Origin of the sequence: Sphingomonas bisphenolicum (assembly GCF_024349785.1) — a bacterium.
Taxonomy (GTDB): Bacteria; Pseudomonadota; Alphaproteobacteria; order Sphingomonadales; family Sphingomonadaceae; genus Sphingobium; species Sphingobium bisphenolicum.
Genome location: NZ_AP018817.1, coordinates 304,162 through 318,624, shown reverse-complemented (window position 1 = coordinate 318,624; position 14,463 = coordinate 304,162). Strand labels below are relative to the sequence as shown.

Genomic DNA, 14,463 nt, shown 5'->3' with positions numbered 1-14,463 from the left:
AGCGATCATGTGAGGGAGCCTAGCCGGCTCCCTTTTGCGGTCAGCGGCTCTTGCTGTCGAAGCGATGTTCGCCCTTCACCCAGCGCACGGTGCCGGTGCTGGCGCGCATCACCACGCTCTCGGTGGTCAGCTTGCCGCCGGGCAGGCGCTTGACCCCGTCGAGCAGCGAGCCGTCGGTCACGCCGGTCGCGGCGAAGATGCAGTCGCCCTTCGCCAGTTCGTTGAGGTCGTAGATCTTGTCGAGATCGGTGATGCCCCATTTACGGGCGCGTCCCTTCTCGTCCTCGTTGCGGAACAGCAGCTTGCCTTTGAACTGGCCGCCGACGCAGCGCAGCGCGGCGCAGGCGAGCACCCCTTCAGGCGCGCCGCCCGATCCCATATAGATGTCGATCGTGGTTTCCGGGTCGGTGGTGGCGATGACCCCGGCGACGTCGCCATCGGGAATCAGCATGATGCCGCAGCCGATCGCGCGCAGTTCGCCGATCAGCTTCTCATGGCGGGGCCGGTCGAGCACGCAGACGATGATTTCGTGCGGATCGACGCCCTTGGCCCGGGCGACCGATTCGACATTCTCCCGCACCGATCGTTTGAGGTCGATCGTGCCGTCGGGATAGCCGGGGCCGATCGCGAGCTTCTCCATATAGACGTCGGGCGCGTTGAGCAGGCCGCCCTCTTCGGAGATGGCCAGCACGGCCAGCGCATTGGGCCCGGCCTTGGCGGTGATAGTGGTCCCTTCGAGCGGATCGAGCGCAATGTCGATCCGCGGCCCGGTGCCGATGGCGTTGCCGACCTTCTCGCCGATATAGAGCATAGGCGCTTCATCCCGCTCGCCTTCGCCGATGACGACGGTGCCGTCCATATAAAGGTCGTTGAAGGCGAGGCGCATCGCTTCCACGGCGGCGGCGTCGGCCGCTTTTTCGTCGCCGCGGCCGATCAGCTTCGATGCGGCGATCGCCGCCGCTTCGGTGACGCGGACCATTTCGAGCACCAGGACGCGATCCAGAGTCGAGCTTGCCTGCACCATCATTTTCCTCTGCCTGTTCTTATGGATCGATCCGATAGGCGTCCGGCCCGTTCTTGTCGAGCGAGGAAGGCGGACCGCATGGCTCATTTCGCAACGATTCGCCGCGACATGATACGGCCATGATTGGCTGCTTTTCTGGCATGATGAAGCGGCTTATTCTTCTCGCTCCGCTGGCGATGGCATCGCCTGTCCATGCGCAGGATGCGGGAGAGGATGCGGTGATGGCCGCCTATCGGGACAAGACGCGGGTCGTCCGTCCCTGCGATCGCAGCGGCGATGCTATCGTGGTGTGCGGGACGCGGGCGGAACGCAATGCGCGCGAGCGGCTGCCCCTGCCGCGCTCCAACGACGATGGCGGCGCCCCGTTGCGTGGGGAGGCGCCGCGGGCATCGGCCGTCGCCGTGCGGCAGGGCAGTTGCGGTGTGGCCGGCGGCCAGGGAACGGGCTGCACCGGCGGCTTGCCGGTGTTCCAGATGATCGGCGCGCTGGCCAGGGGCGTGCAAGCGATCGTCGATCCCGATGCCGACCTGTCGCCGCCGCCGCCCGAACGCATCAAGGGCGCCGGGCGGGATTAAGGCGGCATCAGTCCAGTATGTGCATGACCATCGGCGTGCCCAGCAGGCTGTCGGACCCCGCCAGCCGCTCCAGCGTGTCGCGCACGCAGCGCTCCTCACCGGCATGGGTGACGATCGCGACCAGCACGCCGTCGGCCTGGTTGGCGCCGCGCTGGATCATGCTTTCGATCGATACGCCCGCGTCGCGGGTGGCTGCTGCGATTTCGGCCAGCACGCCGGGGCGGTCCTGTACCTTGAAGCGCAGATAGCTGCGGCCGATGCGCGCGCCGACGTCCGCCGTATTTTGCGGCGTCAGGGCGGCGACCGGCATGGCGAAGGCATCGCCATATTCGTCGCGCGCGACGTCGATCAGGTCGGCGACCACGGCCGACGCGGTCGGCCCGTCGCCTGCGCCGCGCCCCTGAAAGAAAAGGCGACCGACGAAATTGCCCTCTGCGACCACGGCGTTCAGCGAACCGTCGACATGGGCGAGCGGATGATCGAGCGGCACCAGCATCGGATGGACCCGCTGGAACAGGCCGTCCGGCCCGTTCTGCGCCATGCCGACCAGGCGGATGCGGAAGCCCAGCGCGGCGGCTTCGGCGATGTCGGCGGCGATGACATGGCGGATGCCGGTGGTCGCGACCGCGTCGAAATCCAGTTCGGTGCCGAAGGCGAGGCTGGCGAGGATGGTCAGCTTGTGCGCGGCGTCGACGCCGTCGATGTCGAAGCTGGGATCGGCTTCGGCATAGCCCAGATCCTGCGCTTCCTTCAGCACCTCGTCGAAGCCCCGGCCTTCCTTCTCCATGGTGGTCAGGATATAATTGCAGGTGCCGTTGAGGATGCCGTAGACGCGGCTGATCTCATTGGCGGCCGCGCCTTCTCGCATCCCCTTGATGACCGGGATGCCGCCCGCGACCGCAGCTTCATATTTGAGCGCGATGCCGCCCTGCTCGGCCAGCCGGGCGAGGTCGAGGCCATGATGCGCCAGCATCGCCTTGTTGGCGGTGACGAAGGGCTTGCCCAGGGTCAGGCACTGGCGCGCCAGCGTCAGGGCGGGGCCGTCCGCGCCGCCGATCAGTTCGACCACGACATCGACATCGTCGCGCGTGGCCAGCGTCGTCATGTCGTCCACCCATTCATAGGGTGACAGGTCGACGCCGCGATCCTTGTTCCGGTCGCGCGCGGAGATGGCGACGATCTGGATCGGGCAGCCGGCGCGGCGGGCGATCAGGTCGCCATTGGTCTCCAGCAGCCGAATCACCCCGCCGCCCACCGTGCCGAGGCCGACAAGCGCGACGCGCAGCGGGGCATGGCGGTGCAGATTGGTCATGGCGGCGTATCTTCCCTTCCGTGATGAACGCCGCGCTGATAGCCGCCCGCGCGAAACTGTCCAAGGAAAAGCGGGCGGCCGTCGCGCGCCCTCCGAATCAGGAGGTGGCGCGCGTCCGTCCACAGGGACCGAGCGCGGCGATCACCACGCCATAGTCGGCGCGTGCGGCTTCGGCGTCCTGCATCGACAGGGTGCGGACGGCGCGAGAGGGGAGGGTCGCGGGCAATGTACAGGCCAGCCGATACCAGAGCAGGCTGCCCGGCTCCGGCGCACGGGCGGCTTCGTCCATGATCTCGCCCAGCGCCACCGCCCAGTGCGGCGCCTGGCCCGGACGACGCAGGATCGACAGCGACACCGGATCGCCATTTTCGGTACGCAGGAAAATCTGCGTCTCGCCTTCGCCCGCAACCGTGCCGGCGACGTGGAAAGCGTCGCCCAGGTCCAGGATGCGGGGCGGCGTGTTGGGGGCGACCAGTTCCGACAATATCGCCTTGACCCGGTTCACCTCTGCAGGGGTGGCCGGAATTTGCGCGTCGGGCGCGATCAGCTGGATGTCGCCGGGTCGCCCGCCGGGCCGCGCGAAGAGGATGACCTGCGCCTTTTTGAGCTTGGCTATTTTGCCCCGCGCGTCGAGCGGCGCATCATAGAGATAGGTAACAAGGGGTGCGATTCCCGCTTCACCGCGAATCAGCCCCGTCACGTCGGCCTCGATAAACAGTCTTTTATGGCCTGCGGGGACCGTTCCGGCCTGTTCCGCCTTCAACGCGATGATGTTGCGAATACGCACATTGGCCACTAGCGGCGCTTTGTCCGCCAGGTCCACAATGTCGGCATAGGACAGGCCGGGGCGGGCGCCAGATGGTTGCGTTACCATCCTGCCGCTTTGGGCAAAGGCCGGAAAAACCGCGGGAGATGCGGCGGAAATGAGGCACAACAATCCCAGGTGGCGCAGGCGGGTGGCGGATTTCATCGTCAGCTTCGTCCTATGTTTTTGGCCCGTGGCAAGGATGTCACAGGCAAGTCATTCCGATATGAAATGGTAACCGCAAATGAACAAATCGATAAAGCGTTTGCGTGCCACGATGCGTCGCGATAGGAGTTTGCGCGGTAGCAAATGAACGGGCAGGGGCCAAAGGCGATTGGGGTAGCTCGGTCGGCTTGGGTCGTTTTTGGCTGATTTTGTATAAACCACTGGTAAGATGAGTTAAGGAGTGTCGTTGCCGAATGGCCTATGCTGACCACTCGCAAGGATCGAGTCGGACTGTCTCGATCGTCATCGTCGCCCTGATTCACGCTGTTCTTGGCTATGCCTTCGTCACCGGTCTTGGCATGAAATATGTCAAAAAGGCGGCAGAACAGCTGAACGTGATCGACGTGAAGGAGGAACCGCCACCACCGGACGAGGAGCCGCCGCCGCCGCCGCCAGACCAGCCGGTCGAGCCGCCGCCGGTCGTCGCGCCTCCGCCGATTGTGCAGACCCCGGCGCCTGCGCCGCCGATCCAGACCGTTCGGACGCCCCCTCCGGTGTTCAATCCGGTTCCGGTCGCCGCGCCGCCGCCGCCTCCGGCTGCACCGCCGCCACCGCCTCAGGCCGCAACGCGCGCTTCGCCGCGTGGCGCTCCGGGCAGCTGGCTCAGCGATGCCGACTATCCGAGCCGCGCCCAGCGCGAAGAACGTTCGGGTACGGCCGGTTTCCGGCTGGAAATCGGCGCCGATGGTCGGGTGACCAACTGCACCATCACCTCTTCGACCGGCCATGCCGATCTCGACGAGGCGACCTGCCGCCTGCTGCCGAAGCGTGCGCGCTTCAAGCCGGCCAAGGGGTCTGATGGCGCGGAAATGCCCGACACCTACAACGGGCGTATCACCTGGCGTCTGCCGGAATAATCCTGATCGGGCAGGCGTGCGCTCGGCGCCGCCTGGCCCTAGCTTGATCTCATTGAGAGGGAAGTCTTGAACATGTTGATGTATCTCGCAGCTGCGGCTCCCAAGCCGGAAAACCCCTATGGCCTGATGGAAGCTCTGGAACAGGGCGGCACGATCGCCTGGACCGTGTTCCTGATCCTGTGCGCCATGTCGGTCGGTACTTTCTACGTCCTCTTCACCAAGCTGATCGAACAGCAGAAGGTGATCAACCAGGGCAAGAAGGTTCGTGCGACCTTCTGGCGCGCCGGTTCGCTCAAGGAAGCGTCGGCCAAGCTGGAAAAGAACTCGGCCTATAAGCAGATCGTCGACGACGGCATCAAGGCGCAGGAAGAGCATAGCAAGCTGAAGGACCCGGTCGAAGCACATGACTGGCTGCACGGTTCGCTGGCCCGCTCGGAAGCCGCGATCAACTCGTCGCTCGGCGGCGGTCTCGCCTTCCTCGCAACCGTCGGTTCGACCTCGCCGTTCATCGGTCTGTTCGGTACGGTTATCGGTATCTACCGCGCGCTGATCAAGATCGGCGCCGCCGGTCAGGCCTCGATCGACGCCGTCGCCGGCCCGGTCGGTGAAGCGCTGATCATGACCGCCCTGGGTCTGGCCGTGGCCGTTCCCGCGGTGCTCGCCTACAACTTCCTGCAGCGCCGCAACAAGTCGATCGCCGAACAGCTCAACGGTTTCACCGTCGATCTGCTCGCCTATCTGGTTTCGGACGGCGCCGTGAAGCCGACCATTGCCGCCGCTCCGGCTGCTTCGGTCGCCAAGCCGGCTGCTGCGCCGACCAAGGCCTGATTGCCTTAAGACTCCGGTATGGGACCGGGTGGCGGCTGCGACCGCCCGGTCCCGCCGGACGTGGGCCCCGCCTGACGGGGCGCCATCGACACCAAGGTTAGGATAGTATCAATGGCAATGAGTGTTGGCCCCGGCGGCGGTGACGACAAGCCCTTGTCCGACATCAACACGACGCCGCTCGTCGACGTCATGCTGGTGTTGCTCATCATCTTTCTCATCGCGGTCCCGGTCGTCGTCCAGACGGTCGATCTGCAACTTCCCAAGGTTGCGTTCGAGCCGACCACGACGAAGCCGGAAAATGTGTCCCTTTCGGTCACGACGGCCACGGATGGCAGCTGTGCGGTGTTCTGGGGCATGGCCCCGGTCAACTCCAGTGAACTGCTGGATCGTGCCGTCGCCAAGCTTGAGGCGGACATCAAGAAGGCAGGCGGTGTCGAAAACATGACGCCCGAGGATCTGCCCGAAGTGCATATTCGCGGCGACATCAACACCCCCTATCGTTGCATCGGCGGGACCATCTATACGATGCAGCGCGCCGGTTTCCCGAAGGTGGGCTTCATCTCCGAGCCGGAACCCGGCACGTCGACGACCCGCCTCTGATCGGCTGATTAAGGAGATTTCGCTATGGCTATGAGCATGGGCTCCGATGATGGCGAGCCGATGATGGAAATGAACACGACGCCGTTGATCGACGTCATGCTCGTTCTCCTCATCATGTTCATCATCACCATCCCGATCCAGACCCACGCGGTTAAGATCGATCTGCCGCAGAACGCGCCGCCGACTGACAGCGTGATCGACCCGGTCAAGAACAAGGTCGCCATCGACCCGGCCGGGATCATCACCTGGAACGGTTCGCCGATCGACCTGCTGACCTTGCGTCAGTATCTGCAGCAGTCGCTGCGCCTGCCCGTCGAGCCGGAACTGCAGTTCCAGCCCAACGCCGCCACCCGCTATGTCGTCGTCGACCAAGTGTTGGCGGAGATCAAGCGTGCGGGCGTGACGAAGCTGGGCTTCGTCGGCAACGAGCAATATGGCAACTTCTGATCGCTGACTGCCAGCGGCCCTTATCCCGCACAGGACTTCCCGGTTGGCGGGTGGGGTTTGCTGGATCATGCGATGGAAGATGACAGAGACAAAAGGGTCGCCCTCGGGCGGCCCTTTTTTGTGCGTCGGGAATGAGGACGGAACCGCCACGCCGGCCGATTTAATCTTTTGCTTACCTCGACCGCCGATAATGCGGCCGAAGCAGCGCGGTATCGATCATGAGTGCGGAACGGAAATCAGAATATGACCGCAAGGGCCGGGCGGCCGAGCGTCGCCACGTCCAGATCGGGGTCAAGGTCCGGCGACCGGGTGAAACCTGGTTCACCAGCCGGATCACGGACATGTCCGTTACCGGATTTCGCCTGCAGAGCTTCATGAAGCTGACGATCGGCAGCGATCTGTGGATCATGTTGCCGGGCTTCGAAGGGCGCCGCGCCCGCGTTCTGTGGACCCGCGGTCCCGAATCGGGCTGCACCTTCGAACGGCCGCTGCATCCCGCGATACTCGACCATATCGTTCGCCTGAACGAGACGGGTGGCTCATACTGACGCGCGACGCATCGCCTGGCGCCATCTGAGCGCCAGACGGATATCAGGCGGCTGGCGCATCCTGGAACTGGAGACTGGCGAGGCGGGCGTACAGGCCGTCCCGGGCCACCAGCGCGGCATGATCGCCCTGTTCGACGATACGCCCTTCGTCCATCACCAGAATGCGATCCGCGGCGCGTACCGTCGCCAGTCGATGGGCGATGACGATCGTCGTGCGCGCGCGCATCAGCCGGCCAAGCGCATCCTGCACCAGCCGTTCGGATTCGGCGTCGAGCGCAGAAGTGGCCTCGTCCAGCAGCAGGATCGGCGCATCGCGCAGCAGCGCGCGGGCGATCGACAGCCGCTGGCGCTGGCCGCCTGACAGGCGCGCCCCGCCCTCGCCCATCTGGCTGTCCAAGCCCTGCGGCAGGGCGCGCAGGAAGGCTTCGGCATTGGCGGCGCGGGCGGCTTCCCAAATCTGTTCGTCGGTTGCGTCCCAGCGGCCGTAGCGCAGATTGTCGCGGGCCGATGCGGCAAAGATCACGCTGTCCTGCGGCACGATCGCCATCATGGCGCGCAATGCGGCGGGATCGGCATCAGGCAGGGCGACGCCGTTCAGGCGGATGACGCCCGACCCTGGATCGTAGAAGCGCAAGGCGAGCTGGATGAGGGTCGATTTGCCCGCGCCGGAGGGGCCGACGACGGCGACCGTCTCGCCCGGCGCGACAGCAAAGGAGACGCCATGGAGTGCGGCCTGATCGGGCCGGGTGGGATAGTGGAAATGCACATCCTCAAAGCGAAGATGCGCGCCATGATCGCCGGCAGGCAGCGGGACGGGATGGGTTGGCGGCACGATGTCCGGCTCGGCCGTCATCAGTTCATGCAGGCGGCTGGCCGCGCCCGCGCCGCGCAACAGGTCACCCCAGCTTTCGGACAGCGATCCGAACGCGCCGGCGACCAGGCCGCCGGTCAGGACGAACGCGGCGATGCTGCCGCCCGACAGGCGACCGGCGGCGACATCGAGCGCGCCCTGCCACATCACCGCCGTGATCGATCCGAAGACGAGTGCGATCACCACCGCGGTCATCACCGCGCGCAGGCCGATCCGCCGCCGCGCGGTGGCGAATCCGCTTGCCACGGTCGCGTCGAAGCGGGCGGCTTCACGCCCTTCCTGCCCGAAGGCCTGGACGATCTTCATCGCGCCCAGCACTTCGCTGGTGACGCTGCCGATGTCGGCCAGCCGGTCCTGGCTGGCGCGCGACAGGCCGCGTACCCGGCGGCCAAGGCCGATCAGCACCAGCAGGATGACCGGAATGCCCAGCAACAGCATCGCTGCCAGCTTGGGCGCCAGCGCGAAGAGGTAGATCAGCCCGCCGATCCCGGTGACGAGGTTGCGCAGCGCGACCGAGACGGTCGATCCCACCACCTGTTCGACGATCGCCGTGTCCGCCGTCATGCGGGAGGCGATTTCGGAGGGGCGATTTTCCTCGAAGAAGCGCGGCGCCTGGCGCAACAGATTGGCCTGGGTGGCGCTGCGGATGTCGGCGACGACGCGCTCGCCCAGCCAGGACACGAAATAGAAGCGCAGCGCGCTGGCGATCGCCAGGACGATGACGATCATCAGCAGATAGGCGAACCAGCGGCTGATGTCGCCGCCGCCCATGAACCCCTTGTCGATCACCAACCGGAACCCGCTGGGGATGCCCAGCGTCGCCGCGGACGACACGATCAGCGCCAGCAACGCGCCGGCGATGCGGCCCGGATAGCGACGGGCGAACCCCCACAGCATCGTCAGGCTGCCAAGGGCGGGTCGCGCATCGGCGCGGGCGGCGGGTTGCGGGGCATCCTCCATGGATGCGGCGCTTAAAGCGATTTCAAGTCAGATGGAACATCTGAAGACTCCAGCGAAGCGAAATCGCGTAAACCGGGGCGCCAGCAGCGTCGCCCCGCCGCAATCGGCCGTTCAGGCGCCGGGGGCGATCTCTCCCGCCAGTTGCATGACGCGGCGGGCGTCGCCCTTGCTGGTCAGGGCGTACGCCATGGCGCCGGCTTCCCAATAGGCGACGACGTCGCCCTGTTGCCGGGCGATCAGCGGCGTCGCCTCAGCCGGCGTTTCGGCGCGATCCGCAAAGAAGGACAAGGCTTCCCCCTGCGGCGTGCGCAGGGACATGGCGATCGCCGGACTGTCCGCGGTCGGAAAGAGCTGGACGTCGGTCACGCGCCATCCGGCGGGCAGGGCGGGCAGCACGATGCCGGTCGACCGTTCGATCTCCTGCGGGTCGAACGTCGCACTTTCGACTTGGGATGCCATGCGTTGGCGCAGGAGGCCGGCGCGGCGGGAGGCGGCCGCTTCGTCCAGGAATGTGCTGGCCTGCGCGCTTTGCGGAAATTCGCCCAGTGCGCCGCGGGCGATCCAGCCGCTGGCGAGCAATGCGGCGATGGCGGCGGCGCGTCCGACATGGCGCAAGGTACGGCCGGCGTCATTGTCATTGGCGACCGGCAGGCGGGTGTCGCGGCGGCGGCCGACCAGCGTGCCCTTGGTCCCGTCCTTCACCAGGCGGAAATCGATATGCGGCCAGCGCTGCCGCCAGCGCCGCGCCACCAGCCGCTCGCCGGGACGGGCGGCGTCGTCCAGCAGGACCACGCTGTCGGGGGACAGGCGCGCGAACAGGCTGTCGGCCGCGCCGCGCACGAGCGGGTGAACGCTCCAGGGCGGCCCGTCGATGATGATGAGGTCGATCTGGTCGGGCAGGGCATCGATGGCATACCAGCGGCCCGGCCAGTCGGCACTGTCATGGGTCAGCGGGGCGTGGCGGATGTCGACGTCGAGCGCGTGGTCGGCCAGCCACTGCCGGGTCGCATCGACAAAGCCGCCATGCTGGTCGAAACTGTGCAGTCGGCCGCCGCCATGCAATTGCAGGGCGCGGGCGGCGATGAGGGAGGACGCGCCCGCCCCCAGCTCCACCACATGGGCGGGGCGCAGCCGGGCGATCTCCCGCACGATGTGGCGCAGGAATCCGACATCGGCCTTCCAGCTCCCCAGATGCGGCAGGGCGTCGTGCGGCAATTGCAGTTCGTCCAGCAGGGCGCGCTTGTCCGCCGGGCGCCCGCCCGACAGGCTGGCGAGCAGCCAGGGCCAGCCGATCGCGCCGAAACCGATGCGCCAGGCCATGTCCGACAGGCGGCGCGGCAGGTCGCTATCGGCATGGCGCGCTTCGGTGAGCGCGAGGAGGCCGGTGAGGTCACGGGATGTCACTGTAAAAACATGCTCCTTGTCGAACTGCCGGACTATGCCGCCTATCCTGTTTCGCGCATATGACAGCGTCACACATCGTCCATGGATGACGCAGGGAACGCCGATGACCCGTATAATTTCCGCGACAGTCGAACGGTGGCCGGTTGCGGGCGCCTTCGTCATCAGCCGCGGGGCCAAGACCCATGTCGACGTCATCGTCTGCACCGTGAGCGATGGGGCGCACGAAGGGCGCGGCGAAGGGACGGCCATCTATTATGAGGGCGAGAGCGCGGAAGGCTGCGTCGCGGCGATACAAGGCTATGCCGGGCCGCTGGAGCGGGCGGCGCTGCTGACCCATATGCCGCGCGGCGCGGCGCGCAATGCGCTCGACTGCGCCCTGTGGGATCTGGAGGCGAAGCAGGCCGGCTTGCCGGTGTGGCAACTGGCCGGGCTGGAATCGCCCGCGCCCTTGCCCAGCGCCTTCACCATCAGCCTGGGGGAACCGGACCGGATGGAGGCGGACGCAAGAGCCGCGGCGGCGCGGGGTTTCGCACTGCTCAAATGCAAGCTGACCGGCGAGGGCGACCGGGCGCGCATCGCGGCGGTGCGAGCGGGCGCGCCCGACGCCCGGCTGATCGTCGATGCCAATGAAAGCTGGCACGCCATGGACATTGCGGCGGAGGCGGCGGCGCTGGCGGCGCTGGGTGTCGAAATGGTCGAGCAGCCGGTGATCCACGGGCAGGAGGCGCGACTGGCGGGCGTACGCGCCCCGCTGCCGCTATGTGCCGACGAAAGCTGTCATACGCGGGCCGATCTCGATCGGCTGGGCGATTTCGACGCAGTCAATATCAAGCTCGACAAGGCCGGCGGGCTGACCGAAGCGCTGGCGCTGGCGAAGGAAGCGCGGGCGCGCGGCTTTCGCATCATGGTCGGCTGTATGCTGGGCACGTCGCTCGGCATCGCCCCCGCCGCTCTGGTGGCGCAGGGGGCGGACTGGATCGACCTGGACGGCGCGCTGTTGCTGGCGGATGACCGGGACGGTGGCCTGGCGCTGCGCGACGGGCTGTTGCAGCCGGGCACGCTATGGGGCGGCGCTCAGTAACCGAGCGTCAGGCCGACCGCATAATATTTGGGGCCGACATTGGCCTTGGCCCGCAGCTTGGGGATGAGCGGCATCGCCAGCGTCGCATAAGGGCGGATATTGTCGCCGCTGAAGCGCGCGCCCGCACCGATCGTGGCGGACAACGGGATGGTATAGGCGGCCTCGACCCGGCCATAGAGTTTCGTGTCGCCATCGCGCACATACACGCCTGCGCCGGGCGTCAGGCTGAATCCCGCCATGTTCAGCGCATAGCCCGCACCGATCTCCGTGCCCCAATGGCCGTCGGCGCGACCATAATTGACCTCTGCGCCCAGCCCTTCTGCATAAGCGGTGGAAGGAAGGGCGGCGGCGAGCGCCAGGGCGACGAGAGGGAGGCGCAACATTGTCATGGACAGGGCGGCTAGGCCGGGTGTCTGGCGGCGGCAAGGGGCGAAGGGACGAGGCGAGTCGGTCCTGCGGCAAGGCGCTGTGCCATGGTCGGATCGACGCACCTGCGGTGACAGGGGGATGGTTTTCCCATCCGAGGGGATAGATCAGCGATTATCCCGATGTCGCCCACCCTGGGTCAAGCCCGGGGGTGAGGATGATTCCGATCAGGCGTCGATCACCCCTTCTCCCCGACCGTCCGCACCGGCTGCACCTCGGGATAGGGCATGATCGCCTTGCCGTCGGGGCCGGCGGTGATGCTGGTCTGGGTCGGATAGGCGAATTCGATTCCCTCCGCGTTGAAGCGTTTCCAGATGGCGAGGCCGATGCGGTGGCGCATCTGGAAATAGTCGTGATGGTCGGGATCGGGCACGTCGAAATTAAGCTGATAGTCCAGGCTGCTGGCGCCGAAGGCGACGATGCCTGCATTGACGAAGATCAGCCCCTCCGCCTCGACAATATCCTTCAACATGTCGGGAATCGCGTCGGCCTTCGCTTCCTCGGTCTGGTAGATGATGCCGATGGCATAGGTGACGCGGCGCTGGGTCAGCGTTTGCAGGCTGGTGATTTCCTTCTGCAGCAGATTGGCGTTGGACACGACCTTCCGCTCGCCCGACATGGCGCGCAGGCGTGTGCTTTTGAGGCCGATCCGCTCGACCCGCGCGGTGGTCTGGTCGAACTGGATGATCTCGCCGCGGCGAAACGGCTTGTCGAAGATGATCGACAGCGCGGCGAACAGGTCGGAGAAGATGCCCTGCGCGGCGAGGCCAATGGCGATGCCGCCGATGCCCAGACCCGCGACCAGCCCGGTGACGTTGACGCCCAGATTGTCCAGCACCACGATCGCCGCGATCGCGAACAGCGCGAAGCTGACCAGCACGCGGATCAGGCCCATGGCGTTGGCAAGCGTTTCGCCGCCGCCATCCTCCGCCAGCGTCTTGCGCTCGATAAGGCCCAGGATGATCTCCCGCGCCCACAGCGCGGCCTGCAACACGGTGGCGATGGTGAAGAGGAAAGCGACGGTCTTCGTCAGCGAAGCCGGCGCGTCGGCATAGCCCACGACCAGCCGGGCCGCGACCAGCACCATGAAATAATGGGTGGTGCGCGCGGCGGCGCGGCCCAGCACATTGGCATAGCCCAGCGGATCGCCGCGGCTGCCCTTGTGTCGCTTGCCCAGTTCGCGCAGCGCGGCGAGGGCAAGATAGATGAGGACGGCCGCGCCGACGGCGATCAGGATCTGGACATAGTGGACCTGGAACCAGGCGATGGTCGAATCCCACATCTCGCGCAGGTTCGGCGCATGGACGCTGAGGTCGGGGAGGGCGGGGTCTTTCTTGTCGGCCATGCTGTTCCGTCTGCAATAGGGTGGCGCGGCGGATCAGGCCGCCGCTGCCAGCGGGGCGCAATCCGCGATCCCGTCGAGAAACGCAATCAGGCCGCGCTCCCCGCGCGACAGATAGCGCGTTCGGCGCGGCAAGCGAAGCCCCGCACGCCATTCATCCTGTCCGTCCTTGCACAATGCGAGCAGGGCGGGGTGGACGTAGCTTTTGCGGCTGATCGCCGGCGTGTTGCCCAGCGCCTGCGCCACCGGGGCGAGCAGCTCCTTCTGCGAGACATGGCCCGCCGCCAGCGTTTCGAACGCGATGGTGGAGGCGCCCCAGGTGCGGAAATGCTTGGCGGTGAAGGGGCCGCCCATGGCGTCGGCGATATAGGCGTTGACGTCGCCCGACGTGATCGGCCGGGCGTCGCCATCCTCATCCAGATATTGGAACAGATGCTGGCCGGGCAAATCCTGCACCTGCCGCACGAAGCGGAGCAGGCGGGTGTCGGTGACGGTCAGCAACTGCTCCTTGCCCGACTTGGCGCGGTAGCGCAGCGTCAGCGACTTGCCGCTAAGGTCCATGTGGCGGCGGCGCAGCGTGGTCGCGCCGAAGCTCTTGTTGGTGGTGGCATAATGTTCGTTGCCGACGCGCAGCTTGGCGAGGTCGAGCAGGCGGATCACGGCGGCCAGCGTACGGTCCTTGCGCAGGCCGCGACGCGACAGGTCGGCCTCCAGCCGTTCGCGCAATTTGGGCAGGGAGCGGCCGAAATCGGGGCAGCCGGCATATTTCTCCGCCTCCCGCGCGGCGCGGAAGTCCGGGTGATAGCGATATTGTTTGCGGCCGCGATCGTCATAGCCGATCGCCTGGACATGACCCCAGGGTGAGGGGCAGTACCAGCAGTCGACATAGGCCGGCGGCAGCGCGATCGCGTTCAGCCGGTCGATTTCGTCGCGGTCGGCGATGCGCGTGCCGTCGGCGTCATAATAGGCCCATCCGTGCTTGAGCGCGCGTCGCGTAATGCCGGGAATGGAGTCGTCCGCATGGACGATGGAGCTATGGGCCATCTTATCCTTCTCCCCCATCCTGTTCCTTGAAGCCCGAAAACCCGCCGTTCATCGCTTCGTTCCGCAACCTCCGCGGCGGGCGCCCGTTTAGGCTCCATATCATCAAGGAGAGCA

General features: G+C 66.5%; 15 protein-coding genes. 7 read left to right on the top strand and 8 right to left on the bottom strand.

What is annotated here, in order from left to right; genetic code table 11:
• Nucleotides 1–40: 40 nt before the first annotated feature.
• Nucleotides 41–1,024 (bottom strand): class II fructose-bisphosphatase, encoded by a 984-nt coding sequence (gene glpX, locus SBA_RS01530; protein ID WP_224548042.1) that lies wholly within the window; start codon nucleotides 1,022–1,024, stop codon nucleotides 41–43.
• A 119-nt stretch (nucleotides 1,025–1,143) separates the two neighbouring features.
• Between glpX and SBA_RS01525 the strand changes: the two genes are divergently transcribed.
• Nucleotides 1,144–1,599: a hypothetical protein gene (locus SBA_RS01525; protein WP_261935659.1), complete on the top strand. Its 456-nt coding sequence runs from the start codon at nucleotides 1,144–1,146 to the stop codon at nucleotides 1,597–1,599.
• 7 nt (nucleotides 1,600–1,606) lie between these two features.
• On the opposite strand, the gene SBA_RS01520 is transcribed toward SBA_RS01525, so the two are convergent.
• Both SBA_RS01520 and SBA_RS01515 read right to left on the bottom strand, forming a co-directional pair.
• Nucleotides 1,607–2,911 (bottom strand): homoserine dehydrogenase, encoded by a 1,305-nt coding sequence (locus SBA_RS01520; protein ID WP_261935658.1) that lies wholly within the window; start codon nucleotides 2,909–2,911, stop codon nucleotides 1,607–1,609.
• Between the two features lie 97 nt (nucleotides 2,912–3,008).
• The gene (locus SBA_RS01515; protein ID WP_261935657.1) at nucleotides 3,009–3,881 is read right to left on the bottom strand and encodes a hypothetical protein; all 873 of its coding nucleotides are present in this window, start codon (nucleotides 3,879–3,881) and stop codon (nucleotides 3,009–3,011) included.
• Between the two features lie 254 nt (nucleotides 3,882–4,135).
• Here SBA_RS01515 and SBA_RS01510 point away from each other — a divergent pair, with 254 nt between their 5' ends.
• From SBA_RS01510 to SBA_RS01490, 5 genes are all read left to right on the top strand, one after another.
• Entirely contained in the window at nucleotides 4,136–4,798 is a 663-nt protein-coding gene (locus SBA_RS01510) for an energy transducer TonB (protein ID WP_224547871.1), read from the top strand.
• Between the two features lie 72 nt (nucleotides 4,799–4,870).
• Nucleotides 4,871–5,626: a MotA/TolQ/ExbB proton channel family protein gene (locus tag SBA_RS01505; RefSeq protein ID WP_261935656.1), complete on the top strand. Its 756-nt coding sequence runs from the start codon at nucleotides 4,871–4,873 to the stop codon at nucleotides 5,624–5,626.
• 111 nt (nucleotides 5,627–5,737) lie between these two features.
• Nucleotides 5,738–6,226 (top strand): ExbD/TolR family protein, encoded by a 489-nt coding sequence (locus SBA_RS01500; protein ID WP_224547873.1) that lies wholly within the window; start codon nucleotides 5,738–5,740, stop codon nucleotides 6,224–6,226.
• Between the two features lie 24 nt (nucleotides 6,227–6,250).
• Nucleotides 6,251–6,673, top strand: a complete 423-nt coding sequence (locus tag SBA_RS01495; RefSeq protein WP_224547874.1) for an ExbD/TolR family protein — start codon at nucleotides 6,251–6,253, stop codon at nucleotides 6,671–6,673.
• Nucleotides 6,674–6,891: 218 nt separating this feature from the next.
• Nucleotides 6,892–7,221 (top strand): PilZ domain-containing protein, encoded by a 330-nt coding sequence (locus SBA_RS01490; protein WP_224547875.1) that lies wholly within the window; start codon nucleotides 6,892–6,894, stop codon nucleotides 7,219–7,221.
• 43 nt (nucleotides 7,222–7,264) lie between these two features.
• On the opposite strand, the gene SBA_RS01485 is transcribed toward SBA_RS01490, so the two are convergent.
• Both SBA_RS01485 and SBA_RS01480 read right to left on the bottom strand, forming a co-directional pair.
• Entirely contained in the window at nucleotides 7,265–9,052 is a 1,788-nt protein-coding gene (locus SBA_RS01485) for an ABC transporter transmembrane domain-containing protein (protein WP_261935655.1), read from the bottom strand.
• Nucleotides 9,053–9,163: 111 nt separating this feature from the next.
• Nucleotides 9,164–10,456 carry a class I SAM-dependent methyltransferase gene (locus tag SBA_RS01480; protein WP_261935654.1) on the bottom strand — a complete coding sequence of 431 codons (1,293 nt, stop codon included), beginning with the start codon at nucleotides 10,454–10,456 and terminating at the stop codon, nucleotides 9,164–9,166.
• A 103-nt stretch (nucleotides 10,457–10,559) separates the two neighbouring features.
• On the opposite strand from SBA_RS01480, the gene dgcA reads away from it, so the two are divergent.
• On the top strand, nucleotides 10,560–11,537 hold the full coding sequence (dgcA, locus tag SBA_RS01475; RefSeq protein WP_261935653.1) for an N-acetyl-D-Glu racemase DgcA: 978 nt from the start codon (nucleotides 10,560–10,562) through the stop codon (nucleotides 11,535–11,537).
• On the opposite strand, the gene SBA_RS01470 is transcribed toward dgcA, so the two are convergent.
• From SBA_RS01470 to SBA_RS01460, 3 genes are all read right to left on the bottom strand, one after another.
• On the bottom strand, nucleotides 11,531–11,920 hold the full coding sequence (locus SBA_RS01470; RefSeq protein ID WP_261936653.1) for a hypothetical protein: 390 nt from the start codon (nucleotides 11,918–11,920) through the stop codon (nucleotides 11,531–11,533). The genes dgcA and SBA_RS01470 overlap by 7 nt on opposite strands.
• 221 nt (nucleotides 11,921–12,141) lie before the next feature.
• Nucleotides 12,142–13,308, bottom strand: a complete 1,167-nt coding sequence (locus tag SBA_RS01465) for a mechanosensitive ion channel family protein (RefSeq protein ID WP_261935652.1) — start codon at nucleotides 13,306–13,308, stop codon at nucleotides 12,142–12,144.
• Nucleotides 13,309–13,341: 33 nt separating this feature from the next.
• Nucleotides 13,342–14,349 carry a DNA topoisomerase IB gene (locus SBA_RS01460; RefSeq protein WP_261935651.1) on the bottom strand — a complete coding sequence of 336 codons (1,008 nt, stop codon included), beginning with the start codon at nucleotides 14,347–14,349 and terminating at the stop codon, nucleotides 13,342–13,344.
• Nucleotides 14,350–14,463: the final 114 nt, after the last annotated feature.